23 protein-coding genes are annotated in these 25,706 nt (G+C 70.2%); 12 read left to right on the top strand and 11 right to left on the bottom strand.

Annotated elements, in window-relative coordinates; genetic code table 11:
• Window positions 1–41: 41 nt before the first annotated feature.
• Both D7X32_RS05425 and D7X32_RS05420 read right to left on the bottom strand, forming a co-directional pair.
• Entirely contained in the window at window positions 42–1,838 is a 1,797-nt protein-coding gene (locus tag D7X32_RS05425; protein ID WP_120601427.1) for an amidase, read from the bottom strand.
• Between the two features lie 47 nt (window positions 1,839–1,885).
• The gene (locus D7X32_RS05420; protein ID WP_120601426.1) at window positions 1,886–2,605 is read right to left on the bottom strand and encodes a sterol desaturase family protein; all 720 of its coding nucleotides are present in this window, start codon (window positions 2,603–2,605) and stop codon (window positions 1,886–1,888) included.
• Between the two features lie 130 nt (window positions 2,606–2,735).
• On the opposite strand from D7X32_RS05420, the gene D7X32_RS05415 reads away from it, so the two are divergent.
• Complete coding sequence (locus tag D7X32_RS05415; RefSeq protein WP_120601425.1) at window positions 2,736–3,587, top strand: hypothetical protein; 852 nt, start codon at window positions 2,736–2,738, stop codon at window positions 3,585–3,587.
• Window positions 3,588–3,602: 15 nt separating this feature from the next.
• On the opposite strand, the gene D7X32_RS05410 is transcribed toward D7X32_RS05415, so the two are convergent.
• From D7X32_RS05410 to D7X32_RS05390, 5 genes are all read right to left on the bottom strand, one after another.
• Window positions 3,603–4,082 carry a DUF4126 family protein gene (locus tag D7X32_RS05410; RefSeq protein WP_147450039.1) on the bottom strand — a complete coding sequence of 160 codons (480 nt, stop codon included), beginning with the start codon at window positions 4,080–4,082 and terminating at the stop codon, window positions 3,603–3,605.
• An 84-nt stretch (window positions 4,083–4,166) separates the two neighbouring features.
• Window positions 4,167–4,970 (bottom strand): hypothetical protein, encoded by an 804-nt coding sequence (locus tag D7X32_RS05405; protein ID WP_120601423.1) that lies wholly within the window; start codon window positions 4,968–4,970, stop codon window positions 4,167–4,169.
• A gap of 9 nt (window positions 4,971–4,979) precedes the next feature.
• The gene (locus D7X32_RS05400) at window positions 4,980–5,432 is read right to left on the bottom strand and encodes a type II toxin-antitoxin system RatA family toxin (RefSeq protein ID WP_120601422.1); all 453 of its coding nucleotides are present in this window, start codon (window positions 5,430–5,432) and stop codon (window positions 4,980–4,982) included.
• Window positions 5,429–5,869: a group II truncated hemoglobin gene (locus D7X32_RS05395; protein WP_120601421.1), complete on the bottom strand. Its 441-nt coding sequence runs from the start codon at window positions 5,867–5,869 to the stop codon at window positions 5,429–5,431. Before D7X32_RS05395 ends, D7X32_RS05400 begins: the two co-directional genes overlap by 4 nt.
• A gap of 7 nt (window positions 5,870–5,876) precedes the next feature.
• Window positions 5,877–6,764: a 5'-3' exonuclease gene (locus D7X32_RS05390; protein WP_120601420.1), complete on the bottom strand. Its 888-nt coding sequence runs from the start codon at window positions 6,762–6,764 to the stop codon at window positions 5,877–5,879.
• 250 nt (window positions 6,765–7,014) lie between these two features.
• On the opposite strand from D7X32_RS05390, the gene D7X32_RS05385 reads away from it, so the two are divergent.
• The 6 genes from D7X32_RS05385 (at window position 7,015) to D7X32_RS46550 (ending at window position 11,404) form a co-directional block, all read left to right on the top strand.
• Window positions 7,015–7,377, top strand: coding sequence for a DUF4398 domain-containing protein (locus tag D7X32_RS05385; RefSeq protein WP_120601419.1), 363 nt, complete (start codon window positions 7,015–7,017; stop codon window positions 7,375–7,377).
• 33 nt (window positions 7,378–7,410) lie between these two features.
• Entirely contained in the window at window positions 7,411–8,691 is a 1,281-nt protein-coding gene (locus tag D7X32_RS05380; RefSeq protein ID WP_120601418.1) for an OmpA family protein, read from the top strand.
• A 125-nt stretch (window positions 8,692–8,816) separates the two neighbouring features.
• Complete coding sequence (locus D7X32_RS05375; RefSeq protein ID WP_120601417.1) at window positions 8,817–9,410, top strand: GNAT family N-acetyltransferase; 594 nt, start codon at window positions 8,817–8,819, stop codon at window positions 9,408–9,410.
• 346 nt (window positions 9,411–9,756) lie between these two features.
• Window positions 9,757–10,641 (top strand): hypothetical protein, encoded by an 885-nt coding sequence (locus D7X32_RS05370; RefSeq protein ID WP_244238860.1) that lies wholly within the window; start codon window positions 9,757–9,759, stop codon window positions 10,639–10,641.
• Window positions 10,638–11,021, top strand: coding sequence for a hypothetical protein (locus tag D7X32_RS46555; RefSeq protein ID WP_120601416.1), 384 nt, complete (start codon window positions 10,638–10,640; stop codon window positions 11,019–11,021). Before D7X32_RS05370 ends, D7X32_RS46555 begins: the two co-directional genes overlap by 4 nt.
• Window positions 10,961–11,404, top strand: coding sequence for a hypothetical protein (locus D7X32_RS46550; protein WP_244238859.1), 444 nt, complete (start codon window positions 10,961–10,963; stop codon window positions 11,402–11,404). Before D7X32_RS46555 ends, D7X32_RS46550 begins: the two co-directional genes overlap by 61 nt.
• Before the next feature lie 14 nt (window positions 11,405–11,418).
• Here D7X32_RS46550 and D7X32_RS47460 read toward each other — a convergent pair whose 3' ends face one another.
• Both D7X32_RS47460 and D7X32_RS05350 read right to left on the bottom strand, forming a co-directional pair.
• Window positions 11,419–13,485, bottom strand: coding sequence for a S9 family peptidase (locus D7X32_RS47460; RefSeq protein ID WP_120601415.1), 2,067 nt, complete (start codon window positions 13,483–13,485; stop codon window positions 11,419–11,421).
• 49 nt (window positions 13,486–13,534) lie between these two features.
• Window positions 13,535–14,056, bottom strand: coding sequence for a hypothetical protein (locus D7X32_RS05350; RefSeq protein ID WP_120601414.1), 522 nt, complete (start codon window positions 14,054–14,056; stop codon window positions 13,535–13,537).
• Between the two features lie 417 nt (window positions 14,057–14,473).
• Between D7X32_RS05350 and D7X32_RS05345 the strand changes: the two genes are divergently transcribed.
• From D7X32_RS05345 to D7X32_RS05335, 3 genes are all read left to right on the top strand, one after another.
• Entirely contained in the window at window positions 14,474–15,556 is a 1,083-nt protein-coding gene (locus D7X32_RS05345) for an AI-2E family transporter (RefSeq protein WP_120601413.1), read from the top strand.
• Window positions 15,556–16,170, top strand: coding sequence for a DedA family protein (locus D7X32_RS05340; protein ID WP_120601412.1), 615 nt, complete (start codon window positions 15,556–15,558; stop codon window positions 16,168–16,170). The genes D7X32_RS05345 and D7X32_RS05340 overlap by 1 nt, the downstream gene beginning before the upstream one ends.
• 248 nt (window positions 16,171–16,418) lie before the next feature.
• A complete protein-coding gene (locus D7X32_RS05335) occupies window positions 16,419–19,778 on the top strand; it encodes an ATP-binding response regulator (RefSeq protein WP_244238858.1) in 3,360 nt (1,119 codons plus the stop codon).
• A gap of 9 nt (window positions 19,779–19,787) precedes the next feature.
• On the opposite strand, the gene D7X32_RS05330 is transcribed toward D7X32_RS05335, so the two are convergent.
• Window positions 19,788–21,236 carry an FAD-binding oxidoreductase gene (locus D7X32_RS05330; RefSeq protein WP_120601410.1) on the bottom strand — a complete coding sequence of 483 codons (1,449 nt, stop codon included), beginning with the start codon at window positions 21,234–21,236 and terminating at the stop codon, window positions 19,788–19,790.
• Between the two features lie 164 nt (window positions 21,237–21,400).
• On the bottom strand, window positions 21,401–22,732 hold the full coding sequence (gene bioA / locus D7X32_RS05325; RefSeq protein ID WP_120601409.1) for an adenosylmethionine--8-amino-7-oxononanoate transaminase: 1,332 nt from the start codon (window positions 22,730–22,732) through the stop codon (window positions 21,401–21,403).
• Window positions 22,733–23,021: 289 nt separating this feature from the next.
• Between bioA and D7X32_RS05320 the strand changes: the two genes are divergently transcribed.
• Window positions 23,022–23,819, top strand: coding sequence for an acyl-CoA desaturase (locus D7X32_RS05320; protein WP_120601408.1), 798 nt, complete (start codon window positions 23,022–23,024; stop codon window positions 23,817–23,819).
• A gap of 314 nt (window positions 23,820–24,133) precedes the next feature.
• A complete protein-coding gene (locus tag D7X32_RS44855) occupies window positions 24,134–25,705 on the top strand; it encodes a hypothetical protein (RefSeq protein WP_147450038.1) in 1,572 nt (523 codons plus the stop codon).
• Window position 25,706 lies beyond the last annotated feature (1 nt).

Here is a 25,706-nt window from a genome sequence, read left to right as displayed (position 1 = left end):
GACTGACCTGTCAAAACAATCGGTCCGGGGCTTTCTGGCGGCTAGAAGCCGGGCGGGCGCTCCCCGGCGACGCCGGAGGCCCGCTCCAGGGCGATGCCCACGCGGCCCAGGGTGCCTTCGTCGAAGAGCTGTCCGATGAGCGTCACGCCGTGGGGGACGCGGCGCGGGGTGGCGAAGGTGGGCACGGGGCGCTTGGGGTCCGGGGCCCAGTCGCTGCGGGCCTTGGACACCTCCACGAAGCCGGTGCGCAGCGTGAGGGACGGGTGGCCCGTGTGGTTGGTGATGGTGAGGGCTTCGTCGCGCAGCGAGGGCACGAGCAGCACGTCCACCTGGGACATGATGCGCGCCATCTCCTGGGCCACCTTGCGGCGCAGCCGGTCCGCCTGGACGAAGTCCACCGCGGACAGGAAGCGGGACTGGCGGAAGAGGTTGGGCCACGCGTCGGGCGTCTGCATCTTCAGCGCGTCCACGCCGTGGCTGAGCGTGAGCTCCTCGAAGGCGGCGGCGGCCTCCGCGAAGAGGATGACGTTGAGGGCGGAGTACGGCCAGTCGGGGAACTGGACCTCCACCGGCCTCAGGCCCAGCTTCTTGAGCATCTCCAGCGCCGCGCGGTCCACGTCCGTGGCGGGGCTCTCCTTCATCCACGCGGGCACGTAGCCCACGCGCAGGCCCTTCACGCTCGCGTTCGCGTCGAAGTCCAGCTTCGCGGGCACGCTGGCCACGTCGCCCGCGTCCGGTCCATTGAGCGCGGCCAGCACCAGCAGCGAGTCCTCCACCCCGCGCGTCATGGGCCCCAGCTTGTCCAGCGACCAGCACAGCGTCATCGCGCCCGTGCGCGGCACGCGGCCGTAGGTGGGGCGCAGGCCGGTGATGCCGCAGCGCATGGACGGCGACACGATGCTGCCACCCGTCTCGCTGCCCAGGGAGAAGCCCACCAGCCCCGCCGCTGTCGCCGCGCCCGGTCCCGCGCTGCTTCCGGAGGAGCCCTCTTCCGGAAGCCACGGGTTCTTCGTCTCGCCGCCAAACCAGATGTCGTTGAGCGCGAGCGCGCCCAGGCTGAGCTTGGCCACCAACACCGCGCCAGCGCGGTGCAGCCTGTCCACCGCGGTGGCGTCCGCGGTGGGGACGCGGTCGCGGAACGGCTCGGCGCCGTAGGTGGTGCGGATGCCCGCGGTGTCCACCAGGTCCTTCGCTCCCCAGGGGATGCCGTGCAGCGGCCCCTTGTAGCGGCCCGAGGCGATGTCCCGGTCCGCCTGGCGGGCCTGCTGGAGCGCCAGCTCCGGCGTCAGGGTGATGACGCACTGGAGCTTCGGGTCATGCCGCCTCAGCCGCTCCAGGTAGAGCTGCGTGAGCCGCTCCGACGTGATGGCGCGCGACTCCACCCAACGCGACAGCTGCGTGAGCGGCGCGAAGGCGATGTCCTCCTCCTTCGCGGGCAGGGGCGTCTTCGTATCGCGGCTGCGCACGAAGCGGTCCTTCGCGGGGGCGGTGGGCTTGAGGCCCGGCAGCGACGGGTTCCACTGCGAGGCGGGCGACAGCGTGGGCTCCAGCGCGAGCTTGCGCGGACCGGTGCGGCGCTCGTGCAGCGGGGCCAGGGACACGCGCCAGTTGCTGGCGGCCTGGGTGCGCTCGGCGGGCGTGAGCCGCACCTGCATCAGCTTTTCGGCCTCCGCGAAGGTGGTGGGGCTGACCTCCGGTCCCACCGTGGGGCCCGCGCCGAAGGTGGGCGGCGCTCCCGCGGGCGGTGCGGACGTGCCCGCGTCCGGCGCCGCGGAGACAGCGGTGCTCGCGAGTCCAATCACGGTGTGGGTCAGGAACTGCCGACGCGAGCTGGCCATGGCGTGAACCTCACGGATGAAGCGAAGGGGCGCCAGTGTGCCACCTCCTATGAGCGGTGCACGTCGCGGAAGGCGAGCATGGCGCCCAGCCGTTGTTCCCGCGCGTCATCGAAGCCACACGTGGCATCCCAGGTGGCGGGGTTTTCGTAGGTGCCGAACACCATGTCCCAGATGGGAAGGTCGCCGTAGTTGTTCTTGTGCTTGCCGTGCTCGTGATGGATGCGGTGCATCTCCGGCCGCTGGAAGAACCAGCCCACCCAGCGCGGGGTGCGGATGTTGGTGTGGTAGAAGTATTCGCCCAGCGCGCAGCAGGCCGTGTAGATGGCGCCCGCCGCCGGACTCAACCCCAGCACCGTGTAGACGAGCAGCCCGCCAATGAGGCTGTTGGCCGTCATCTCCAGCGGGTGCTTGTAGAAGCTGGTGATGACCTCCAGCCGCCGCGGGCTGTGATGGATTTGATGGAACAGCCGCCAGAGCACGTCGCTCTCGTGCCGGGCGCGGTGCCACCAATAGAAGACGAACGTGGCGATGAGGTAGGCCACCACCCCGCCCACCACCGGGCCCACATGCCGGGACAGGTGGAAGAGCGAGTACGCGGAGAACCACCGGTCCCAGGTGTACCCGCCCAGCACCACCACGCCCACCTGCGCCAGGTTGATGAGCACCACGCGCACGTGCCAGCCGCGCACCCGGGGCAGCTTCCACCCCAGGGACAGCCGCTCGATGAGACAACAGACACCCGCGATGAGGACGAGCCAGGGCAGCATGGAAATCCTTCCGTGAATGCAGACTGGCCCTTCTACGAATGACTTGCCCGCCGATGTCTTTTCGTCCGGGCGGACACTGTCACCTGGGAGGAATGGGACGGGATGGGCGGGGGCTGGCATTCTCGCGGGCATGGCTCGGAACAGCACCCTGACGGCGCGGTTGGGTTACATCGACACGCAGGCCACCTTCGTGCAGGCGGCCCTGCTCGCGGCACACGGGGCGGGCGCTCGCGCGGGCGGCTTCCGCGTGTCGGACGTGCGCTTCTTCTTCCTGCTGTTCACCAATTGGGTGGAGCACGACGTCACCCGGCCCTCGCAGGACATCGACCTGACGCAGGTACGGCGGACGCTGGAGCGGCTGGTGCGTGCGGGCCACGCGGAGGCGAGCACCGGCGCGGCGACGAAGGGGCTGCCCCGGGGCCGCCGGTACGTGCTCACCGGCGAGGGGCTGTGCTCGCTGGCGGAAGGCCTGGCCGCGCGGGAGCGGGCACCGCTGGAGGAGGCATTGTTCGCGGTCTGCTTCGCGGCCAGCTACCGGGACGCGGTGCTGTCGCGCGTGGAGGGGCGGGCGCGCGCGCTGTCCCCGGCGGTGCGCAGGCGGGTGGAGCGGGCGTTGGATCCGCTGCGGCTCGTGAAGGAGGCGCAGCGCACGTCGGCGGCGGTGCTCGCGGACCTGGAGGAGCGGGTGGAGGCGGGCTTGCGGTACGAGGAACAGTCGCGCAAGGCGCTGGCCCGCGCGGAGCCCGAGGCGGACGTGGTGCGCGCGCTGGAGGCGGCGGGGTCGTACCAGCTGCACCGGGTGCGGCCCCTGGGCGAGGTGCTGCTCGCGCTGCCGGAGGACCTGCGCCAGTTCGAATTGACGGAAGGCATGGGCCTGCGCTCGCGGCTGCTCTTCGCGCCCCTGGCGGAGCGGGCGCGGGCGGAGCATGCGGTGCTGACGCGGCTGGAGGCGCGGCTCACCGCCGGCAAGACGCCGGGGTGAGCCGCCGCACGAGGCCTACCGCAGCGCCCGGGTGAGGCGTGCGCCCAGGAACAGCGCGGCGCCGTCCTCGATGAGGCCGGCGGCCAGGTCGGGCACGCGCAGCCGGTGCGTGACGAAGCGGCGGATGCCGTAGAAGGCGTAGCTGGAGGCGATGGCGGCGGCGGCGCCAATGAGGGCGAAGCCCAGCTTCGCGCCCTTGCGGTCGCGCGACACGGCGGCGCCGGTGATGGCCCCGGAGAGGATGCGGCCGGTCAGGGGCGGGAGCTTGATGCGCGGCGGGGTCGTGGGCGCCTTGTCCCCCACCAGCTCACCGAGTGCCAGGAGGCCCAGGCGCTGTGACACCTTCTTCGACGTGAGGCCTGGCAGGGCCCGCTTCAACGCGCGCGTCGGCTTGCGCGACAGCTCCCGCGTGAGGAACGCGGGCGCCGTCATGCTCCGCATCCCGGCGAGGACGCCGAAGCCCGCCGCCGTCCAGAGATCATTGTTCGTTCGCATGGATCCCATCCCCCCAATCCGGGTGGTGAAAACTGGAGGGTGGGGACGCGGCGCCCGTCGGACCACCGCCGGGCGAGCGGGCGCTCAGGCGGCCGGGGGGACGGACGGCGCGGCCTTGGGCACGCGGAGCAGCAGGCCCGCGAACAGCGCGCCCACCGCGGCGGCCAGTGTCCCCCAGTGCTTGTACTCGTGCGTGGGGAGCAGGCCCGCCACGAGGCCCACGGCGCCCAGCGTCAGGAAGGCGCGGCGGGACAGGGTGCGCTCCCACGCCGTCGTCGCGAGGGCCGTGGAGAAGTAATAGAGGACCGTGGCGATAACGACCTGCCCCCAGGGCACCAGGGGCCGCAGGGACCACCACACCTCCTTCACCAGCGGGGGCAAGTAGGAGCCCGAAGGCGGGGGTTGCAGGGGGGCTTCTCCCGCCAGCACGTCGGCGGAGAGTCCATGGAACAAGTGCGGCACTTCGTCCGCCAGGACGAAGCAGATGGCCTGGACCACGGTCGCGATGATCAGCCCCGTGAGCATCCACCCCTTGGGCGCGGGGGGCACGGAGGGCTCGGATTGCTTGCGCAGGGCCTCCAGGTGCTCTGGGAGGACTTCCAGCGGGTGCGGATAGGACAGGCTCACCAGTGCCCGGGTCGCGGCGACGCTGACCGGAGTGCCCTGTTCATCCACCAATTGCTTCGCGCCCTCCATCGCCATCAAGGCCTGCAACGAGGGCGCGAGCATCCCGGGGTCTTCCGTCTTGGCGAGCCGCGCGATGACAGCGTTGAGGTACCCGGCCTTCAGGGCGCGCGAGGAGCTCTTCGTCCTCAATGCCTCCTCGAACAGCGGCACCAGCTCATCGACAGACGGCGTGACGAGAGACGGCTGTAGCTGCGTGCTCATGCCGCGAGTCTATGCCGGGCGGGTGACTTCCGTGTCCAGCCGCTGCTTCAAGTCGCGCAGCCGTCCCCGGACCTCGCGGACCAGGACCCGCTTCATGAGCGGCGTGAGCCAGCCGAAGGGACGGCGCAACTCAAAGGCATACGTGAAGGTGACGAGCGTCCCACCGGGGGCGTCCTCGTCGAACCGCCATGAGCCCGCGAAGCTTTCGAACAGGCGCGGGCCCCGCGTCATCTTCACCGCCGTGACGGCGGGCGGCTGGAAGGACACGTACTGCGTCTCCATCCCCAGCCCGTGCCATGACACGCACCAGGCCTTCACGCCCGGCCCGGCCTCGGTCGCGCCGTCCATCAACACCGCCTCGCGCAGGAACGTGTCCCAGACGAGCCGCTGCCCGTAGTCCTGCGTGTACGCGAAGACGCGCTCGCGCGGACAGGTGATGCGAATGGACTCGGTGAACCTCATCCTTCCGTGTTGCGGAGGAAGTCCGCCACCTGGGCGAAGCGGTCGTTCAAGAAGCCGCGCAGGCCACCGGTGATGCCTTGCTTGTCCATGGCCTTCTGCATGCAGCGCAGCCACGCGTCCCGCATCGACGTGTCCACCGGCAGGTGTCCGTGGCGCATGCGCAGCCGGGGGTGGCCGTGCGTCGCGCTGTAGTGCTGCGGCCCGCCCAGCCAGCCCACCAGGAACATGCCGAAGCGCTGGCGCGTGCCCCGGTTCACCTTCCCCTCGGCGTCCAGTTCGTGGATGGCGGCGAGCGCGGGCTCCTCCGCGTCCATCACGTCGTAGAAGGCCTCCGCCAGCGCGTGGACGGGCGCCTCGCCGCCCATGCGGGTGAAGGGGGTGTCGTCCAGCGTGGGGACCCAGCCGTCCGACGGTGGGGGCTTCAATTCCATGCTCATGACTTCCTCATGATGCCGCCCAGCGCTTCGGCCGGCGCTGGAGGCTTTTCAATCCCAATCCTTCACAGAACGCCTTGAAGCGCGCTTCCGGCACGCCCTTCCACTCCAGGTCGGCGAGCGACGCCGTGCCCGGCAGCGGCGCGTCCTCCACCAACGTGGCCAGCGTGCGGTACAGCCGCGCGTCGTCACGGTGGGCCTTCAATGTCGCCGCCAGCTTGTCCGCGCCCCGCACCTTCACCGTCCACTCCGCCGCGCTGTCCGGGATGGCTTCCAGGTGCCCATACGCCTGGAGCACCGCGGAAGCGCCCTTCGCTCCGAAGCCCGCCAGCCCGGGGATGCCGTCCGCGTCGTCGCCCATCAGCGCCAGCAGGTCCGGCACGCTCTGGGGTTCCACGCCCAGCTTCGCCTTCACGCCTTCCGCGTCCATCACCTTCTGCTGCCGCCGGTCCACCTGCACCACGCGCTGGCCGCGCACGCACTGGCCCAGGTCCTTGTCCGGCGTGAGCAGCCGCACCTGCTCCACCTCGCCCGCCCAGCGCGCCGCCGCCGTGGCCAGCGCATCGTCCGCCTCCTGGTCCTTCATGGACCAGACGCGCACGCCCAGCGCCGCCACCGCCTCTTCCACCAGGTCGAACTGCGCGCGCAGCTCCGGCGGCACGCCCTCGTCTCCCTTGTAACCAGCGAACAGCGCGTTGCGGAACGAGCGGATGGGGTTGTCGAACGCCACCGCCACGTGCGTCACGGCCTCTTGCTCGTCGTGCAGGAGGGCGAGCAGGGAATCCATCACGCCCGCCGTGGCCTTCACGTCCCGCCCGTCTGGCGCGGTGGTGCCCGGCCGGGGCGAGTAGTGGGCCCGGTACAGCTCATACGTGCCGTCCACGAGGTGCAGGCGCATGTTCCCCCTCTAGCGTCCCTCCCGCCGTACGGCCAGCAGCCTGTGCGCGGGCGGGGCCGGGAGCAGGCCTGCGCGGCATCTCCCGCCTGTGCGCCTCGTTCCCTACACGATGCCTGTCAACCCCCTTGGCCAGCGTGCATGGCGGAGACAGCTCGCCGATGCCGACTGGAGGCACACCGCCCATTTTCTGACCGACTCCCCCTGGGCCGCGCCGGAGCGTCCCAGCATTTCCACCGGCATGAGGTGATCCATGCGCCCGAAGCTGTTCGCCGCCGCCCTGCTGTCCGTCGCGGCCCTTGGCTGTGCCAGCAAGCAGGTGATTCCCACGTCCACCCATCAGCAGCGCGTCCAGGCGGAGGCGGCGCTCCGCTCGGCGGAGAACTCGCAGGCGCCGAACGTACCCGAGGCCGCCCGGCATCTGGCGTTCGCGCGGCAGCAGATCGCCGACGGTGAGCGGCTGATTGAAGAGGGAGAACAGGAGGCCGCGGAGCTGCGGTTCCGCCAGGCGGCCGCGGACGCGGATCTCGCGTCGGCGTTGGCTCGCGCGGTGCCGTTGAAGAACGAGGCGCGGCGGGCTTCCGAGCAGGCCGAGTCCATCCGCAACGGTCAGTGAGTCCCCCACCTCTAGCCTTGTGAGGAGCGTGTCATGCAGCGTTGGAAACTTGGATGGTTGGCGGTCGCGGGAGCCTCGGCGCTCTCGGTGGGGTGTGCCCACGGTCCTCCGCCCAGTGAATTGACGGCGGCGCGTCAGGCCTACCACGAGGTGTCCACGAGCCCCGTGGGCCGCGAGCGCCCCGCGGACGTGGCGGCGGCCCGGGCGGCCTTGCAGGAAGCGGAGAACGAGTACGTGGAGAGCAAGGGCTCGGTGAAGACGCGCTCGCTGGCGTACGTGGCCCTGCGCAAGGCGGAGATCGCCGAAGCGCGCGGCGAGGCGGACCTGGCGGCGCAGCAGCGGGCCCAGGCGGAAGCGTCCCTGCGTCAGCAGCAGGAGGCGCGCGCGCAGACGCTCACGCGTCAGCAGGAGGAGGAGCGCGCGAGGTACGAGCAGCAGCGTCAGCTGTATGAGCAGCAGCGCCAGCAGTACGACGCCCAGCGCGCGCAGGAGGCCGAGCGTCTGCGCACGGCGGATGCGCAGCAGCGTCAGCAGTTGGAAGCGGAGATGCAGCGGCGCCAGGCGCAGCAGCAGGCCGAGGCGCAGCGGCTGGCGGAGCTCAACCAGCAGCTCCAGCAGCGCACGCAGGAGCTGGAGCAGGAGCGTCAGGCGCGGCTCCAGGCGGAGCAGCGCGCGTCGCAGGCGCTGACGCGGTTGCAGGACGAGAACGTGAAGGTGCGCGAGGAGGCGCGCGGCACGGTGGTGACGTTGTCGGGCAGCGTGCTCTTCGCGACGAACGCGACGGAGCTGTTGCCGGCGGCGCGCGACCGGCTGTCGGAAGTGGCCACGGCGTTGAAGGAGGCGAAGAACCCGCTCCTCATCGAGGGCCACACGGACTCGCGAGGCACGGAGGGCTACAACGAGCAGCTGTCGGAGCGCCGTGCGGAGAGCGTGCGGAACTTCCTGGTGAACCAGGGCGTGCCGGCGGAGCGCATCCAGATCCGCGGCCTGGGTGAGGAGCGCCCGGTGGCGTCGAACGGCACGGCGGAGGGCCGCGCGAACAACCGCCGCGTGGAGATCGTGGTGGAGCGCAACGTGGCCGGAGCGCAGCCGTCGCGCAGCGGCGGCGTGGGAGGCAGCGGAGCGGAGCAGCAGCCTCCCCAGGGCAACCATGAACAGGGCCAGAACGCGCAGCCGGGTGGCACTGGCAGCGGCGCGGCGCCCGAGCCGCACGGCGCGGGCATCGACCATCAGAGCCCGCAGCCGGATCAGGGTACGGGTGGCAGCGGAGCGCAGCAACAGGTGCCGCAGCAGCCCATGGACCACGGGCAGTAAACGCACGCGCGCGACCCCGGCGCATGAAGGTCCTCACTCCATGCGGGTGAGGACCTTTTTCTTCATCCGCGCTTCATGCGCGCACGTCCCATGGGAGCGCGTTACCCTTGAAGTCCGGCTCCGCCATGACCGACAAGTCGCCCGTCCTGCTCACCACCGAGCGCCTGCACCTGATGCTGCTGCCGCCCGACTCGGCGGAGCGGGTGCTCGCGTACCACGTGGCCAACAAGGACCACCTGGGCCCGGTGTCACCGGCCCGCCCGGCGACCTTCTTCTCCACCGCCTACTGGCGCACACGGCTCGCCCAGGACCGCGAGGACTTCCGCTACGACGTGTCCCTGCGCGTGTTCCTCCTCCTCAAGGGCCAGCCCCTCGCGCTCGCGCCCGTCATCGGCAACGCCACGCTCGCCCACATCCGCCGGGGGCCGCTCCAGGCCGCGGACCTGGGCTATGGCCTGGACCACCGCCACGAAGGCAAGGGCCTCATGACCGAGGCCCTCCGCGCCTTCTGTGACTTCGCCTTCGGCGCCATGGGCCTGCACCGGCTCCAGGCCAACCACCTGCCGGAGAACCTGCGCAGCGCCGCCGTCCTCCGCCGCCTGGGCTTCATCCCCGAGGGTTACGCGCGCGACTTCCTCCTCATCAACGGCCAGTGGCGCGACCACGTGCTCACCTCGCTCGTGGCCCCCGCCGAACCCGGCATCCGCGGCGGCCACTGACGCGTCCGCAGGTATCCAGGGCTTCTATCAATTTTGTCGATATCGGCCGATATGTGGCTTTAGATGCACCACGTTCGGGGTTTGAGCCCCAATATCGACAAAATTTAATGAGACCCGGGCTTTCCCACTTCCGTGACGAGTTCTGGCGGAATCCGCCGCCGCTCCCGCGTGGCGTCAAGCTGGTGCACCAGGAAGCAGTCGTGGTGTCCCGGGTGGGCCCCGGGGGGGAATCCCTCTACGACCTCGCGGAGGTCCAGCTCCCGGAGGTTCGTGTCCCTGTGTTGGTGGGGTATCGCGCCCCCTGTTCCCAGCGGATGTGCTGAACCAACGCGAAAAGCTACTCAGCTTGCGCGAGCAGCTTCAGCGCAGGGACGCGGAGCCGCGATCGCTGCCCGCCCTCCGACTTCCGATGCTCGTCACGGACTCGGCCTCCGCCAACGTCATCGACCTCTGCGAGCGTGAAGAGTTGGGTCTGATCGACATGCGAGGAACGTTCTTCCTGCGCACGGGCAGCACCTTCATCCGGGTGCAAGGGCATCGGCCCCTGGAGCGAACTCCTCGCGAGCCCCTGTTCCATGGCAAGGGATGCCGGCTCGTGCGCGTCCTGCTCCAGTCCCCCGACCAACGCTGGACCATTCGCGCGCTCTCCGAGCAGACCCAGACGAGCTACTCCTATGCACATGGGGTCACGACGAGACTCCTGAAGGAAGGCTTCGTCGAAGGAGGCCGCAGCGTCGGCTTCCGGCTTCGGGATCCGGTGGCACTGCTGAGGGCATGGCTGACGAGCGACAAGCCGACGGCCGTCACCCGGGAAGGGTTCAACGCTCCCTCCACGACGCCGGACCTGCTCCACAAGGCCCATGGCTTGCTGACCTCCCAGGGCATCCGCTCCACCTTCACGTTGGCGAGCGCCCTGCGACCCGACGAACGCTCCGTCTCCGGAATCCCCCACGGCATCTACTTGTCGGGATCGCTGGAAGCAGCCCTCACGGCCTTCGGACTGCGCCGGATGACCCCGCACAACTTCTTCGTGCTTCGTCCGGAGCCTGCCGCCGAAACCGAAGCGGGTGGCGTGTACCACGCACAGAGACTGCTACCGCACGGTCCTGGAGTCGCGCTGCCCCAGCTGGCCGTGGACTTCCACCAGAGTGGCGGCAGGGGAACCGAACAGGCGGAGGAACTGGTGCGGCGCTTCGCGCGGACCCTTCCTCTTTCGGATGAGCCTCGATGACGGACGAAGAGCGCTTCGACGAGATCCTCGGTGAGTTGGGAGAGCTGATGCTCGACCTGGGGGACCTTTCCAGCCGCATCATGCTCATTGGCGGGCAGGTCCTCGCGTTGGAGTCCAGGCAGCGGGGTGGAACCGGGGTCATCGCCATCGAGACCGATACCGGCATCGTGGTCGAGCGAGGCTTCTCATTCGAGCCCGACCTGCTGTTCGACCTGGACGGCGCGGACTTCATGGCCGAGCGCCTTCCCGAGGTTCTCAGGCAGAGGGCTATGCGAAGACCCGGGAGTTCCGCTGGTCCAAGACCTTGCCGGGTGGGCAGATGGACGTGGACCTCTTCGCCCCCAAGGACGTCGATCCCGACGAGCTGCCCACCCGCATGACGCCGCTGCCGGATGCACGGCTGGCGCTCCGCCGAAGTCACGCCGTGGTCCTTGTCGAAGGAAAGCCTCTTCGGATCCTCCTGCCGGCTGCCATGGGTTTCCTGACGATGAAGGAACGCGCCAGGCGTGAGGTGCGGCCTGACAAGACCAAGGACAGCTTCGACATGTTCGCCTACGTCAAGCTGGTGGGCCCCCAGGCCGTGCGTGCTTCGCTACAGCAGGCAGGAGAGGAAGGGCGGGCGCTCCGAGACAGGTTGCTCAATCTCTTCTGGAACACGGATGCGCCAGGACCCCGCGACGTCATCCGCTACGCAGCGAGCCTTGATCCAGACGAGCAGGCCCTTCTGGCCCAGGCGGCGGTCGACCTGTTCGCTGAACTCTGAACCCCGCAACAACCTCAGCGCGCGGGCGCCCGCACCTTCGGCTTCGACTCCGGCACCGCCGGCAGGTTCGCGTCGAACCAGTCCAGCGTGCGCAAGAGCCGGTCCTTCACGTGCTCCGGCTTGCGCAGGCTGTGGCCTTCATCCGCGTAGATGACCAGCTGGGTCTTCACCCCCAGCGTCTTCAGCGCCTTGTGGAATTCGTAGCCCTGCGACGCGGGCACTTCCATGTCCCGCTCGCCGTGCAGCACCAGCGTGGGCGCGCGCACCTGCTTCACCCCGTTGATGGGCGAGGAGCGCGTGTACACCTCCGGCTCGTCGTACACCGACGCTCCGAAGTACGGCAGCATCCAGGAATCGATGTGGTTCGTGCCGTAGTAGCTCTGCCAGTTCGCGATGCCCGCGCCCGCCACCGCCGCCTGGAAGCGCTGCGTCCGCGTCACCGCCCACATCGTCAGGAAGCCGCCGTAGCTCCACCCCGTGATGCCCTGCCGCGCCGGATCCACCGGCGCCGACGCCAGCACCGCGTCCAGCCCCGCCAGCACATCGTTGAAGTCCCCGAAGCCGAAGTCGCGGCGGTTCGCCTGCACGAACGCCTCGCCCTGGCCGTAGCTGCCGCGCGGGTTGGGCATGAACACCGCGTAGCCCCTCGCCACCAACAGCACCGTCTGCGCGCTGAACGCCGGCAACACGCCCGCCGCGGGGCCCCCGTGCACCACCGTCACCATGGGCGCCTTGCGTCCAGACGCGTCCGGCACCGGCAGCACCAGCCAGCCCTGCACGGACTGCCCGTCGCTCGTCCACGTCACGCTGCGCACGTCGCCCACCGCCACGCGCACATCCGCGTTGAGGCGCGTCACCTGCTTCCACTTCCCCAACGGCCCCGTCCACACCTCCGGCGCCTGGGTGACGGAGTCGCGCACCACCGCGCTCGTCACGCCGTCCCTCCCCAGCGACACCATCACGTGCTCCGGTCCCCGCCACAGCGTCGCCACCTCCCCGCCGCCCGGCGCCACCGCCATCACCGCGGCCTCGCCCTGCGCCTGCGCCACGAACACCAGCCGCTCCGCCTGGGGCCAGAAGAGGTCCGTGGCCGTCGCCTTCAACCCCTCCGTCACATCGAGCGCGGGCGGCACCTTTGCAGGCAGCACCGCCTTCTCCCCGAACCGCACCTTGGCCGCCAGCCGCTCCGGCACCGACACCACGAGCACGTCTCCGCCCGTGTTGCCCTCGTCGCTCATCAGGCCCTCGATGAACGCGAGCTGCCGGCCATCCGGACTCCACGCGGGCTCCGCCACCTGCCACCGGGGCGCGTGCAACAGCGACGTCTCCCCCGTCCCCGCCTCCACCGCGTACACCCGCGCGTTCCACCAGTTCGCATCCCCCGGCGGCGGCGAGGCCGTCACCGCCACGCGCGCGCCATCCGGACTCCACGCGTACTCATGGATGAACAGCCCCGCGGGCGACACGAGCCGCAGCCGCGCGTCCTCCACCGTCACCACCGCGAAGCGCTTCACCGGCGAGGACGTCTGCACCACGCCCGTCTCCCGCGCCGCCGGCCCGCGGGGCCCCAGCGCGTCCTCCGAGCCCTCGATGACCAGCAGCCCCACGGCCTTCCCGTCCGGTGACCACTTCGGCGCCGCCAGCACGCCCTTCACCGTGGTGAGCCTGCGCGCGGGTCCACCCGCCCCCGACGCATCCGCCACGTAGAGCTGCCGCGAGCGGCCCTCCCCCGCCGTGGAGAGGAACGCGAGCTGACGGCCGTCCAGGCTCCACGCCAGCGACCCTTCCGCGCACGGCGCGCCGTCCTTCGACGCGGTGATGCGCACCGGCGCCCGCTCCGGATGCGCGAGCTCCCGCACCTGGAGCCGCACGGCCTCCGCGGTCCCCGGCACCGACTCCGCCCAGGCCACGCGCGTGCCATCCGGCGACAGCGACACCTCCCGGATGCGCACCATGCGCTGGAGCGCGTCGTACGCCGCGCTCGCATCCAGACGCACCGGCGCCGGCGCGGGCACCGCCCCGGACGCCAGCGCGCCCCACACCCAACAACCCACCGCCACAGCCAGGCTTGCCGCTCGCATCCGCCGCCTCCCGAAAAACACAGGAGGCGGAGTCTAGCGGACCTCCCGCTCAGTGCAGCTGCGCGGGCAACATGGGCAGGCCGTGGAAGAAGCGCCGCCCGCTCTCGAAGCGGTGGTGGAAGGTGACGCGCTGATGCTGGTACAGCCGCGCCATCTCCTCTTCTCCGTACGCGCGGAAGAACGCGGCGCGCGCCTCGTCACACGCCCGCTCGTACTCCACGCACAGCGCCTCCCATTCCTCCGGCGGAAGGTCCCCCTCCGGCCAGCCCTCGCCGGTGAGGCCGTAGTCGCGCTCCATCGCGTCCAGCTCGCTGGCCCGCATCCGCACGCGCGGATCCTCCGCGATGGCCTCGTCCGCCATCGCCGTCAGGATGTGCGCGACGAGGAAGAAGCCCGCGTCCGGCGGCACCGCGCCCGCGTCCCGCGCGCTCCGGAACGTCACCAACAGCTGCGCGTCCATCTCCTCGCCGCCCAGCTCCGCCAGCTTCGCCGCCAGCCCGCGCCACCGGGCCTCCGTCTCCAGGGCTTCCCGCCGCACCCCGTCCAGCTCCTGCTCACCCATCTTTTTCATGGTGTCCTCTCCCGGCCCGCGAAAAGGCCCCTTCCCACGAAGGTTCCCATCCCCGTCTGACGCGCGGGCCCGGCAAACCGTGCTGTCCCCTTTTTCCGCGACGTCCTGGCGCGTCAGGTGCTGGACGCCCCAGCGCGGCGCCGTCGCGTTGCGGACGCGCATTGGCCTTGGGGGGACGGACGGGCCAGCGGCCAGGCCGGGCATTTTGCGGCTGTCCGGGTGACGAACCACACGGCCGGTGATTGCGTCCGGCGGCGGGCCTTTCGCGGCGCCGGGTGTCACCCGCAGGACGCTTGGGTGGAGCCCGGCTCCGGTGCGCACACTTGGAGGACGACGGTGGTTGCCGCCGGGCGCGGGATGTCGCATCCGCAGGGCATGGGGCCCGAAGCCGGTGGCCCGCCCCGGGGAGCTCCACTGGTGCCCGAGCCCGAAGTCCGTCCACAGCCGAAGTCCCAGGTGTCGCCCCGCACGGTGTTCACCGTGTGCTTCGGGGTCCTGGCCGTGATGGTGCTGGTGATCCTCGTCGCCAAGACGCGCGTGGCGCTCACGCTCACCGGCATCGCGGCGCTCATCGCGCTGTCGCTGGAGCACGGCGTGTCGCGGCTGCAGCAGCGCGGCCTGAAGCGCTGGCTGGCCATCACGCTGGTGCTGTTCGCGCTGTTCATCGCCGTCGCGGCGCTGGGCCTGCTGGTGATTCCGGACCTGGTGGCGCAGGTGGACGCGCTGGTGACGCAGTGGCCGCAGCTGTGGAAGCAGATCCGCGCCACCGGCATCCTGCGCGCGCTCAATCAGCGGCTGCACAGCCTGGGCTGGAGCGAGCGGCTGGAGGAGGCCACGCCCGCGCTCGCCGGCCCCCTGCCCGCGCTGCTCATGAGCGCCATTGGCGGCGTGGTGGGCCTCTTGGGCGGCATCCTCACCGTCTTCTTCCTGGTGGTGTTCATGCTGGTGTTCGGCGGCGGCGTGCTCAAGCGCCTGCTGGAACTGTCCGAGCCGGACCACCGCCTGCGCTACGTGCGCGTGCTGCGCAACGTGTACAGCGCGACGGGCGGCTACCTGTCCGGCATCACCCTCATCTGCGCCATCAACGCCACGCTCACCACCACCATGCTGGCCGTGGTGGGCATGCCCTTCTACCTGCCCCTGGGCGTGGCCAGCGGCTTCTCCAGCCTGGTGCCCTACGCGGGCCCCATCATCGCGGGCGGCATCATCACGCTGCTCACGCTGGCCACCGGCGGCCTGTGGAAGGCATTGGCGGTGTTCATCTACTTCCTCCTCTACGGTCAGATGGAGGGCAACGTGATGGCGCCGCTCGTGTTCAAGCGCACCGTGCACGTCAACCCGCTCGTCACCCTGCTCGCCGTCCTCTTCTGCGTGGAGCTGGCGGGCATCGTGGGCGCGGTGGTGGCCGTGCCCGTGGCCGCTACCGTGCAGATCATCGTCCGCGAGGTCCTCCTCTTCCGCCAGGAGCGCCGCGCCGCGGCGGTCCTGCCTGAGTCCTGATGGCCGACTCCCCCCTCCAGCTCCTGCTGACGCACGGCTCCGGCCCGCTCGTCTTCCTCGTGCTCGTGGCGGGTGGGTTGGGGCTGCCGTTCCCGGAGGACATCGTGCAGCTGGCGGCGGGCGTGCTCTCGCACCGGGGAGCGATGCCGTTGCCCGCCGCCATCGCGCTGTGCTTCGCGGGCGTGCTGTGCGGGGACACCGTCCTCTTCCTCACGGCGCGGCGGCTGGGGCAGGCCGTGTACACGCACCGGCGCACCCGCCGCCTGTTCCCGCCCGAGCGCCGCGAGCGCATCCAGGGCCTGTACGCGAAGCACGGCTCCCGGGTCGTCTTCCTCGGCCGGTTCATGTCCGTGCTGCGCGTGCCGGTGTTCGCCATGGCCGCGACAGAGGGCATGCCGCTGCGCCGCTTCCTCCTGTGGGACGGGCTGGCGCTGTGCCTGAGCTCGCCGCTGGTGGTGACGCTGGGCTACCTGGGGTCCGCGAGCGTGGACCGCGTGGCGAAGGGCGTGGGCCGCGTGGAGCACTTCGCCGCGCTGGCCGGGGTGGCCGCGCTGCTCGTCGCGCTCGCGGTGCGGCATGCCCGGGAGCGGCGCCAGCCCCGCCCGTCCGCCTGAAGTCCCTGGGCGGCGGTCCCCGTCACCCCCCCCGGGGGAGAAGCAAGCAACCTCACACTTCCGCGAGGCTTCACGGCACGCGCCGTGCGAATCCGCTATCAACCGGACGGTTCTCTTGAACGAACATCCGAGTCCGCCGGACAGCACGCACCCCTCGCGGTGAAGTCCGGCGCCCCTCCCGAGGCCTCATGAAACACCCCAGTCCTTCCCATGCCACTTCCACGGTGGTGCCCTCCGCGGAAACAGGAATGGACTGGCTGTCCGGCGGCGGGGAGATGGGGCGGTTGATCCGCTCGATGGACTGGTCGAAGACGCCGCTCGGTCCGGTGGAGACGTGGCCGCAGAGCCTGCGCACGACCGTCAGCCTGTGCCTGTCCTCCACCTTCCCCATCCTCATCGCGTGGGGGCCGGAGCGCGTGCAGATCTACAACGACAGCTACCGGCCCATCTGCGGCGCGAAGCACCCGGAGTCCATGGGCCAGCGCTTCCGCGACTGCTGGGCCACGGCGCTGCCGGTGGTGGGCGGCGTGTTCGAGAAGGCGGGCACGGGCATGGGTTCCTACATCGAGAACCAGCGCATGTTCCTGGACCGGTACGGCTACCTGGAGGAGGCCTTCATGACCTTCTCCTTCAGCCCCATCCGCGACGAATCCGGGCGCGTGGGCGGCCTCTTCCACCCCATCACGGAGGTGACGGAGAAGATGCTCAGCGCGCGGCGCACGCAGACCCTGCGCGAGCTGTCCGCCCTGCTGGGCAAGGTGAAGACGGTGGAGGACATTGGCACCGCGCTGACGCAGCTGCAGCCGGACGCCGCGCTCGACGTGCCCTTCCTCCTCTTCTACCGCCGCGACGAATCCGCCCCGCGCGTCCGCTGGGTGGCCGGCATGGGCCTGCCCCCGGGCACCGCATGGAGCCCGGAGGCAGCGGGGCTGGACGGGCCGTGGCCCTTCACCACCGCGGGCGCGGACACCGTGGACGTGCCGCGCGCGCCGCTGGACGCGGGCACGGCGCTGGGGCCGTACGAGGTGCCCCCCGTGCACGCGCGCGTGCTGCCCATCCACCCGGCCGGCATGGCGGAGCCCTTCGGCTACCTGGTGGCCGGCGTGAGTCCCCACCGCGCGCTGGATGACGCCTACCGCAACTTCTACGAGCAGCTCCAGGCCACGGTCACCAACGCCGTGGTCAGTGTGCGCGCCTACGAGGCGGAGGCCCAGCGCGCGGAGGCGCTGGCCGCCATCGACCGGGCGAAGACGGCGTTCTTCTCCAACGTGTCGCACGAGTTCCGCACGCCGCTCACGCTCATCCTGGGCCCGCTGGAGGAGTCGCTCGCGGACACGTCCGCGCCCCTGCCGCCGGCCCAGCGCGCGCGCCAGGAGCTCACCCACCGGAACGCGCTGCGCCTCTTGAAGCTGGTCAACTCGCTCCTGGACTTCTCACGCATCGAAGCGGGCCGCGTGAAGGCGAGCTTCCACCCCACGGACCTGGCGCGGCTCACCGAGGACCTGGCCAGCGTCTTCCGCTCCGCGATGGAGAAGGCGGGGCTCCAGTACACCGTGGAGACGCAGGACCTGGGCGAGCCCATCTACGTGGACCGGGACATGTGGGAGAAGGTTGTCCTCAACCTGCTCTCCAACGCGTTCAAGTTCACGCTCCATGGCAGCGTCGCGGTGCGGCTCACGCGCGAAGGGACGCGGGCGCGGCTCACCGTGCAGGACACCGGCACCGGCATCCCGGAGGCGGAGCTGCCGCGCGTGTTCGAGCGCTTCCACCGCGTGGAGACCTCGCACGGACGCACGCATGAAGGCACCGGCATCGGGCTGGCGCTCATCCAGGAGCTGGTGAAGCTGCACGGCGGCACCCTGGGCGCCCGGAGCGTGGAGGGCGAGGGCAGCACCTTCACCGTGGAGCTGCCGCTGGGCAGCGCGCACCTGCCCGCCGAGCAGGTCCAGCAGGACGAAGGATCGGCGCACGCGGGCAAGCTGGGGTCCGCCTTCAGTGAGGAGGCGCTGCGCTGGCTGCCAGACACGCCCGAGTCCGTTCCGCTGTCGGTGCCGGAGCCGGTGACGCCCGCTCCCCGCGCCAACGCGCTGGGGGAGCTGGGCGCGGGGCTCGTGCTTCCGCCGGGGCGTGGGCGCATCCTCGTCGCGGACGACAACGCGGACATGCGCGGGTACGTGAGCGGCCTGCTGGCGACGCACTGGAACGTGCGCGCGGTGGCGGACGGCGAGGCGGCCTTCGAGGCGGCGCTCGCGCTGAAGCCGGACCTCATCCTCAGCGACGTGATGATGCCCCGGCTGGACGGCTTCGGGCTGCTCCAGAAGCTGCGCGCCGACGTGCGCACGCGCGGCATCCCCTTCATCATGCTGTCCGCGCGCGCCGGCGAGGAGGCCCGCATCGAGGGGCTCCAGGCCGGCGCGGACGACTACCTGGTGAAGCCCTTCTCCGCGCGCGAGCTGCAGGCGCGCGTGGACAGCCAGCTCCAGCTGGGACGGGCCCGCCAGCAGCTCTCCGACTTCTTCATGCAGGCGCCCACGGCCATGTGTGTGATGACGGGGCCGGACCTCATCTTCACGGTCATCAACCCGCTGTTCGCGAACCTGATGGGCAGGGACATGCTGGGCAAGCCCGCGCGCGACGCGCAGCCGGAAGGCGGCCACGGCGTGCTGCTCCAGCACCTGGAGGGCGTCTACCGCACGGGCAAACCCTTCGTGGGCCGCGAGGTGCCGGCGCGCCAGCCGGACGGCCAGGGAGGCCTCAAGGAGCTGATGGTGGACGTGGACATCCACGCCCAGCGCGACGGCGAGGGCCGCATCCTGGGGCTGCTCGTCGCGGTGCAGGAGGTGAGCGAGCGGACCCGCGCGCGCCAGCAACTGGAGGCCCTCACGCACGACCTCCAGCACGCGCTCGCCGCGCGCGACACCTTCCTGGGCGTGGCGTCCCACGAATTGAAGACGCCCGTCACCGCGCTGATGCTGCACCTGGAGATGACGCGCCGCCGCCTGTCGCCCTCGCGCGGCGAGCCGCCCTCGCTGGAGAAGCTCACGTCGGCGATGGAGTCCGCGCAGCGGCAGGTGGAGCGGATGTCACGGCTGGTGGACGAGCTGCTGGACGTCTCCCGCATTCGCGCGGGAAAGCTGGACTTCCACATGGAGGAGAGCGACCCGATGGAGCTGGTGCACGAGGTCCTCGACATCTTCCGCGAGCAGATGGAGCAGGCCCGCTGCACCCTGGAGCTGCGGTCGGAGCTGAACCTGCGCGTGAGGTGGGACCGCTCGCGCATGCTGCAGGTGCTGACGAACCTGGTGTCCAACGCCATCAAGTACGCGCCGGGCACGCCGCTGCGCATCGGGTTCGCCAGGCGCGGTGACCGGCTCATCCTCTACGTGTCGGACGGCGGCCCGGGCATCCCGCCCGAGCACCAGTCCCGTGTCTTCGAACGCTTCGAGCGCGGCGGCCCGCCCCGCTCCGTGCACGGACTGGGGCTGGGCCTCTTCATCGCCCATCAAATCGTCCAGGGTCACGACGGCAAGCTGGTCCTGCAGAGCGCCGCCGGCCAGGGCTCCACCTTCTTCATCGACCTGCCGCTCCCTCCCCGGGCCCAGGCCTGAGCGCGCGCCTCAGTGCGCGACGCTCGGGGGCTTGACCGGGCCGGGCAGGATGTTCTGGTTCACATGGAAGAGGTTGCCGGGGTCGTAGGTCCGCTTCACCTCCACCAGCCGCGCGTAGTTGTCGCCGTAGGTGGCCTGCACGCGCTCCTGGCCCTCCTCCATCATGAAGTTCACGTAGGCGCCGCCCGCCGAGTACGGGTGCAGCGCGGTCCAGTAGTCCTTCGCCCAGGTGGAGATGGCCTCCGCCCGCTCCGGCGCAGGGTCCACCCCCACGATGACCTCCGACCAGCGCGCGTCGCGGAAGCGGAAGGCCGTGTCATGCGGCCCCACGCGGTGCGTCGCCCCGTCGATGGGGTACAGGTGCATGGTGGATTGCATGGACGGCAGGCGCTCGGCGAAGGACACGTGGCGCTCGATGGCCGCGTCCGGCAGCTCGCGCACGAAGTCCGCGCGCCAGTACCACTGGTGCCCCGGCGGGTAGAGCGCGTCGAAGGCGCTCTGCAGCATGGGGAAGGGCATGGGCATCACGCCGTGCAGCGCGGGCTTGAGCGCCAGCACGGGCGCGAACAGTTCGTCCGCCTTCGCGGGGTCGCCCGTGTAGCACCAGACGACGCCGCACATCTTCTGGAGGTGGAGCGCCTCCGGGAAGGGCGGCGCGGGCGGCACGGTGAGGAAGGCGAAGAAGCCGCTGAGGTCCTCCGGCGCGTTCGGCAGGAACTCGCGGTACCAGCGCATCACCTCCGCCGCGCGGTCCAGGGGCCAGAGCGTGGGGCCTCCGAGGATGGTGTCCACGGGGTTGGCCCGGAAGAGGAACGACGTCACCACGCCGAAGTTGCCACCCCCGCCGCGCACCGCCCAGAACAGGTCCGGGAACTTCTCCTCGTTCGCGGTGACGAAGCGGCCGTCCGCGAGCACCATGTCCACGGCGAGCAGGTTGTCGATGGTGAGACCGAAGCGGCGCGTGAGGTATCCCAGGCCGCCGCCCAGCGTGAGCCCGGCCACGCCCGTGGTGGAGATGATGCCGGAGGGCACCGCGAGCCCGAAGGCGTGGGTGGCGTGGTCCACGTCCCCCCAGACGGCGCCGCCCGCGACGCGCACCGTGCGGGCCTCGGGGTCCACGCGCACGCCGCGCATGCGCGACAGGTCGATGACCAGCCCGTTGTCCACCAGCCCCAGGCCGCCGCCGTTGTGGCCGCCGCCGCGCACGGCCAGGGGGAGCTTGCGTTCGCGGGCCAGCGCCACCGCGGCGATGACGTCCGCCACGTCCGCGCACCGGGCCACCATGGCCGGGCGCTTGTGGATCATCGCGTTGTACAGCTGGCATGCCTCCGCGTAGTCAACGTCACCGGGCTGGATGAGCGCGCCGCGAAGCTGCGCCCGGAACAGCTCCACGCTGTCCGGCGTCAAACCGGCGGGCAGGCTGGGGCCAGCCTGCGGACGGTGGGTTTCGAGTGTCACGGCGCTTCCCTCCTCAGAGAAGGCGCCGGAGCGGCGCCTGACTCAACCGATGCGCACGGGGACGGCCGCGCAGCACCAGGAGTCAGGAGGGGGCTTCCCGGCACGCGCCGACCGGCGGGAGCGGACGCAGCGCTCCGCCACTCCGTCCCCTTCAGGGGGGAGCGTCAGCCCGCGGCCACCTCGCGCAGGCTGTCCTCCACGCCGGCGAGCAGCAGGTCCAGGTCCGCGTCAGGGATGGTGAGCGCGGGGGCGATGTAGACCGTGTTGCCCATGGGGCGCAGGTACAGGCCGCGGCGGCGGGCGGCCTCGTACACGCGCCAGCCGCTGTCGGCGAAGTAGCCTCCGCCGCCCAGGTCCACCGCGCCCACCATGCCCACCGCGCGCGGGCGCACGAGCCCGGGGAGGGTGGCGGCCATGCGCTCGAAGGCGGCCTTCACGCGCGGGGCCTTGCGCTGCACCTGCCCCAGCACGTCCTCGTCGCGGTACACGGCCAGCACCTCGCGCGCCACGGCCGCGCCCAGCGGGTTGCCGCAGTACGAGTGCCCGTAATACAGCGCCCGGTCCTTCGCCCCCAGGAAGCCCTGGAAGATGCGCTCCGACGCGAGCGTGGCGGCGAAGGGCATCAGGCCCCCGCTGAGCGCCTTGGCCAGGCACAGCAGGTCCGGCACCACGCCCGCCAGGTCCACCGCGAAGCGCGCGCCGGTGCGGCCCATGCCGGTGAAGACCTCGTCGGCGATGAGGAAGGTGTCCACCGCGCGGGTGGCCTCGCGCACCTCGCGCACGAAGTCCGGTGACGACATCCACATGCCCGCGGCCCCCTGGAGGACAGGCTCCAGGATGACGCCCGCGATGCCGTCCGGGTCCGCCGCGAGCGCGGCCTTCACCTGCTCCAGGGCGCGCGCGTGGCCGTCGGGTTCCGCCGGGGACGGCACGTGCACCACGTCGAAGAGGAGCGGGCCGAACACGTCGCGGAACTCGTGCACGCCGCCCACGCTGGTGGCGCCAAGGGTTTCGCCGTGGAAGGCACCGGTCAGGGTGATGAAGCGGGTGCGGCGGGGCCGGCCGTTCTGCGCCCAGTACTGCGCGGCCATCTTGATGGCCACCTCCACCGCGGTGCTGCCGTTGTCCGAATAGAAGACGCGCGACAGCTTCTGTCCGGCGGTCACGTCCGCCCGGTCCGCGCCCGGGGCCAGCGCGGTCAGCTCCGCGCCCAGCCGGGCCGCGGGGCCGTGGGTGATGCCCGCGAGCGAGACGTGCGCCAGGCTGCCCAGCTGCTCGGTGAGTGCGTGCACGAGGCGCGGGTGGCGGTGTCCCAGGGTGGACACCCACCAGGAGCCGTTGGCGTCCAGGTAGCGCTGGCCGTCCGCGTCATGCAGCCAGACGCCCTCCGCGCGGACGATGACCAGCGGATCCGTCTTCGCGATGTACTGCTCCATGGCGGTGTAGGGGTGCCAGACGTGCTGCTTGTCCAGTCCGACGAGGGTTGCCCGATCCACGGTGGAGGCTCCTGGGAGCAAGGGGCGTGAAGCCCGGGGTGACGCGCCGCGTGCCCTTCTGCCCTCCCCGGGGACGGCCCGCAACGTCGCGGTGCGACGGGTGGGACGGGCGCGAATGGGTGGCCGCACCGGGCCTTATCCACCAGCGGACAGGGGGCGGACGGGGACGCTCAATGGCGTGCGTCCGGGACGGGACGGTGGGGCCGGGCCGGTGCAGGTGACGTGGGGAGCGCTGACATTGCCATGACAGCGGGGGTGTTAGCCCTGGGTCTGTCAGCACGGGAGAGTCATGGCCATCGTCATCTTCTTCATCAGTCACTGGCTGCTCTGCGTCTTCTTCCAGAGCTTCTTCCAGCACCGTTACGCGGCGCACCGCATGTACAGCATGGGTCCGCGCACGGAGAAGGCGATGCACCTGCTCACCTATCTGGTGCAGGGCTCGTCGTACCTGTCGCCGCGGGCGTACGCCATCCTGCACCGCGAGCACCACGCGTACTCCGACACGGAGAACGACCCGCACTCGCCGCACTACTTCAAGGACGTGATGCGGATGATGTGGCACACGAAGGAGCGCTACACGGGCATCGTGTCGCGCCGGATCCAGCCGGAGCCGCGCTTCGAGGGTGGCTACCCGGAGTGGAAGCTCGTGGACGAGACGCTGGGCCAGTCCTGGTGGGCGGTGCTGGGGTGGGTGGCGCTGTACACGGCGTTCTACGTGACGTTCGCGACGTCGCCCTGGCAGTTCCTGCTGTTGCCGGTGCACTTCGTGATGGGGCCGGTGCACGGCGCCATCGTGAACTGGTGCGGGCACAAGTACGGCTACCGGAACTTCAAGGGCAGCGACAAGTCGCGCAACACGCTGCCGGTGGACGTGCTGTGCATGGGTGAGCTGTTCCAGAACAACCACCACAAGTACGGCAGCAGCCCGAACTTCGCGGCGCGCGCGTTTGAAATCGACCCCACGTGGCAGGTGATGCGCGTGCTGTCGAAGCTGGGCGTCATCCGCATCACCACGCCCCAGCGCGCCGTGTACCCGGAGCCGCGCGAAGTGGCCCGTCAGAGCAGCGGTGGAGCGCAGACGGCCTGAGCGCCGGTCCAGGTGGGGCTGGCGGCATGCGGGGCGGCCATGTAGGCTGCGCGGTGCTGCGGTTGCCAGCCCTGAATGAGTGGATACCTTTTCCGCTTGAGGTAGTAGGAGGTCACCATGTCCGAAACTCTTGAGCAAAAGAGCGCTGACCAGCGGACCTCCGCTGAGAAGCCGGCATCCATGACCCCTGAGGATGCCCGGCGACTGGCGAGCGAGGGGCTTCAGCTACGTCGTGAGCTTGAAGAGCGCATTTCACGCGCTCCACGGCCAGCACCGACGGACGTCCAGATTCGCTTTCGCTAGCAACAGCAACGATGGCGTATACGCCGCTGACTTTCCGTTCGGTCGCCTTTTCCGAGGAGGCCTTTCTTTCGGAGATCGCGAAAGCCAGTGGGGCTCCCGTAGAAGCTCCTGCGGATCAAGCGCGTTATCTCGCGTCGTATCTCAAGAATCCTGAAGCGGGCGCCAGGACCATCCTGATTGAAGCCCCCTATATCGATCGCCACTATCTGGAGGAGTTCACGGGGTATTACGCGAGCGCCCTGCGCGCCCCTCCATCCCATGCCGTCCGTCTCCATTTTTTCCGAAAGGAATGGGGAACGTCCGCCACGGAAGCCTTGCTGGATCAACTCTCCCGAGAAGGTCCTGAGCAGACCTCCTCGAGTTTGAGGGATGACTATCTGGGCTTCATCGTCGTTCGCCCGCTACCGAGTGCTCCCATCGGGCGGACTGTCCTGAGGCCCTATCGCAATCCCGACAAGCCTCGTTGTTTCGAGCCCGCGAATACGCAGCATGACGTTCATCTGCTCGGTCTGACGCTCCGGGTCCCTGGGCTCCCCTTCCAGCAACAGGATCAAGGCGTCGGAGCCTGCGCTACGACAGCCCTATGGTCTGCGTTGGCGCGTGTGGCACGCGCAGATGGTGCGCGTGCCGTCACCCCGCTTGCGGTGACACTCGCGGCAACTCGCACGCTGGCACTGGGCAGGGCTTTTCCGGCGAACAAAGGACTGGATCGCTCACAAATCCTCGAAGCCATCCGGCACGTTGGATACGCGCCCGAGATCCTCAACTCCTTCGGGGCTCCCACCCTCTTCCAGCTCGCATTGAAGTGCTACGTGCGTTCAGGGATTCCCGTCATCCTGAATCTGGCCAGCACCCAATGGCAGGAGAACCATGCAGTCACGGTCGTCGGCTATCGCGAAGACCTGAGCGACTCCGCGACCACCGAGATTCGTTACAACCAAAAGGGGTTGAGCTTTGGGCTTCGCTCTCGGGGTTTAGCCCGTCTGTTCGTCCACGACGACCGGTTTGGCCCCTATGCGCGAATGACCTGGGTCCTTCCTACGAATGGCGACACGGATAGCGACGGCGACACGGATGACAAGGTCAAAGAGCTGCCGCATTTGAGCTTCGATCCCTATGGGAACAGGGACGCGTTCAAGAATTTCCTCGATCCAGTCAAAGTCTACGAGGCTTACGTTCCGCTCTATCCGAAGCTGCGGATGAGTGCGACGGACCTGACGCTTCTGGCGAGCCAGCTGCTCCCGATGGTCCGTCACCTCGCGGGCGCAGAGCGTCGCGAATCGCTCTTGGTCGACCTGCGGTTTGTGCTGAATGGGCGGTACTTGAGCGAAGCCTATGGGCTAGGGCTTTCGTCCGCGCGAACCGCGACCCTTGTCTCGACTCTGCTTCTTCCCCGGTACATTGGGGTCATTCGATTCTCCACAGCCTCGTCGCATTTTCTTGATGTGCTCTGCGACACCACTGACATTCCGCGCACCCAGCCCGAGTTGGCCCCAGTGCTTGCGTTCGTGCCGCAAGACGAAGGCCATCGGGAGGCCTTGCGGACATTCGCGAATTCGAGCGGCAGCGCTGTTGTCATCTGAG

Origin of the sequence: Corallococcus carmarthensis, from assembly GCF_003611695.1 — a bacterium.
Classification (GTDB): Bacteria; Myxococcota; Myxococcia; order Myxococcales; family Myxococcaceae; genus Corallococcus; species Corallococcus carmarthensis.
Note: the sequence above shows the minus strand (reverse complement) of the source record. Positions and strands in the feature narration are given on the sequence as shown.

Excerpts from the sequence above, each read along its gene's own strand:
- D7X32_RS05425 (WP_120601427.1), bottom strand. The coding sequence starts at position 1,838 with ATGGCCAGCTCGCGTCGGCAGTTCCTGACCCACACCGTGATTGGACTC.
- D7X32_RS05420 (WP_120601426.1), bottom strand. The coding sequence starts at position 2,605 with ATGCTGCCCTGGCTCGTCCTCATCGCGGGTGTCTGTTGTCTCATCGAG.
- D7X32_RS05415 (WP_120601425.1), top strand. The coding sequence starts at position 2,736 with ATGGCTCGGAACAGCACCCTGACGGCGCGGTTGGGTTACATCGACACG.
- D7X32_RS05410 (WP_147450039.1), bottom strand. The coding sequence starts at position 4,082 with ATGCGAACGAACAATGATCTCTGGACGGCGGCGGGCTTCGGCGTCCTC.
- D7X32_RS05405 (WP_120601423.1), bottom strand. The coding sequence starts at position 4,970 with ATGAGCACGCAGCTACAGCCGTCTCTCGTCACGCCGTCTGTCGATGAG.
- D7X32_RS05400 (WP_120601422.1), bottom strand. The coding sequence starts at position 5,432 with ATGAGGTTCACCGAGTCCATTCGCATCACCTGTCCGCGCGAGCGCGTC.
- D7X32_RS05395 (WP_120601421.1), bottom strand. The coding sequence starts at position 5,869 with ATGAGCATGGAATTGAAGCCCCCACCGTCGGACGGCTGGGTCCCCACG.
- D7X32_RS05390 (WP_120601420.1), bottom strand. The coding sequence starts at position 6,764 with ATGCGCCTGCACCTCGTGGACGGCACGTATGAGCTGTACCGGGCCCAC.
- D7X32_RS05385 (WP_120601419.1), top strand. The coding sequence starts at position 7,015 with ATGCGCCCGAAGCTGTTCGCCGCCGCCCTGCTGTCCGTCGCGGCCCTT.
- D7X32_RS05380 (WP_120601418.1), top strand. The coding sequence starts at position 7,411 with ATGCAGCGTTGGAAACTTGGATGGTTGGCGGTCGCGGGAGCCTCGGCG.
- D7X32_RS05375 (WP_120601417.1), top strand. The coding sequence starts at position 8,817 with ATGACCGACAAGTCGCCCGTCCTGCTCACCACCGAGCGCCTGCACCTG.
- D7X32_RS46555 (WP_120601416.1), top strand. The coding sequence starts at position 10,638 with ATGACGGACGAAGAGCGCTTCGACGAGATCCTCGGTGAGTTGGGAGAG.
- D7X32_RS46550 (WP_244238859.1), top strand. The coding sequence starts at position 10,961 with ATGGACGTGGACCTCTTCGCCCCCAAGGACGTCGATCCCGACGAGCTG.
- D7X32_RS47460 (WP_120601415.1), bottom strand. The coding sequence starts at position 13,485 with ATGCGAGCGGCAAGCCTGGCTGTGGCGGTGGGTTGTTGGGTGTGGGGC.
- D7X32_RS05350 (WP_120601414.1), bottom strand. The coding sequence starts at position 14,056 with ATGAAAAAGATGGGTGAGCAGGAGCTGGACGGGGTGCGGCGGGAAGCC.
- D7X32_RS05340 (WP_120601412.1), top strand. The coding sequence starts at position 15,556 with ATGGCCGACTCCCCCCTCCAGCTCCTGCTGACGCACGGCTCCGGCCCG.
- D7X32_RS05335 (WP_244238858.1), top strand. The coding sequence starts at position 16,419 with ATGGACTGGCTGTCCGGCGGCGGGGAGATGGGGCGGTTGATCCGCTCG.
- D7X32_RS05320 (WP_120601408.1), top strand. The coding sequence starts at position 23,022 with ATGGCCATCGTCATCTTCTTCATCAGTCACTGGCTGCTCTGCGTCTTC.
- D7X32_RS44855 (WP_147450038.1), top strand. The coding sequence starts at position 24,134 with ATGGCGTATACGCCGCTGACTTTCCGTTCGGTCGCCTTTTCCGAGGAG.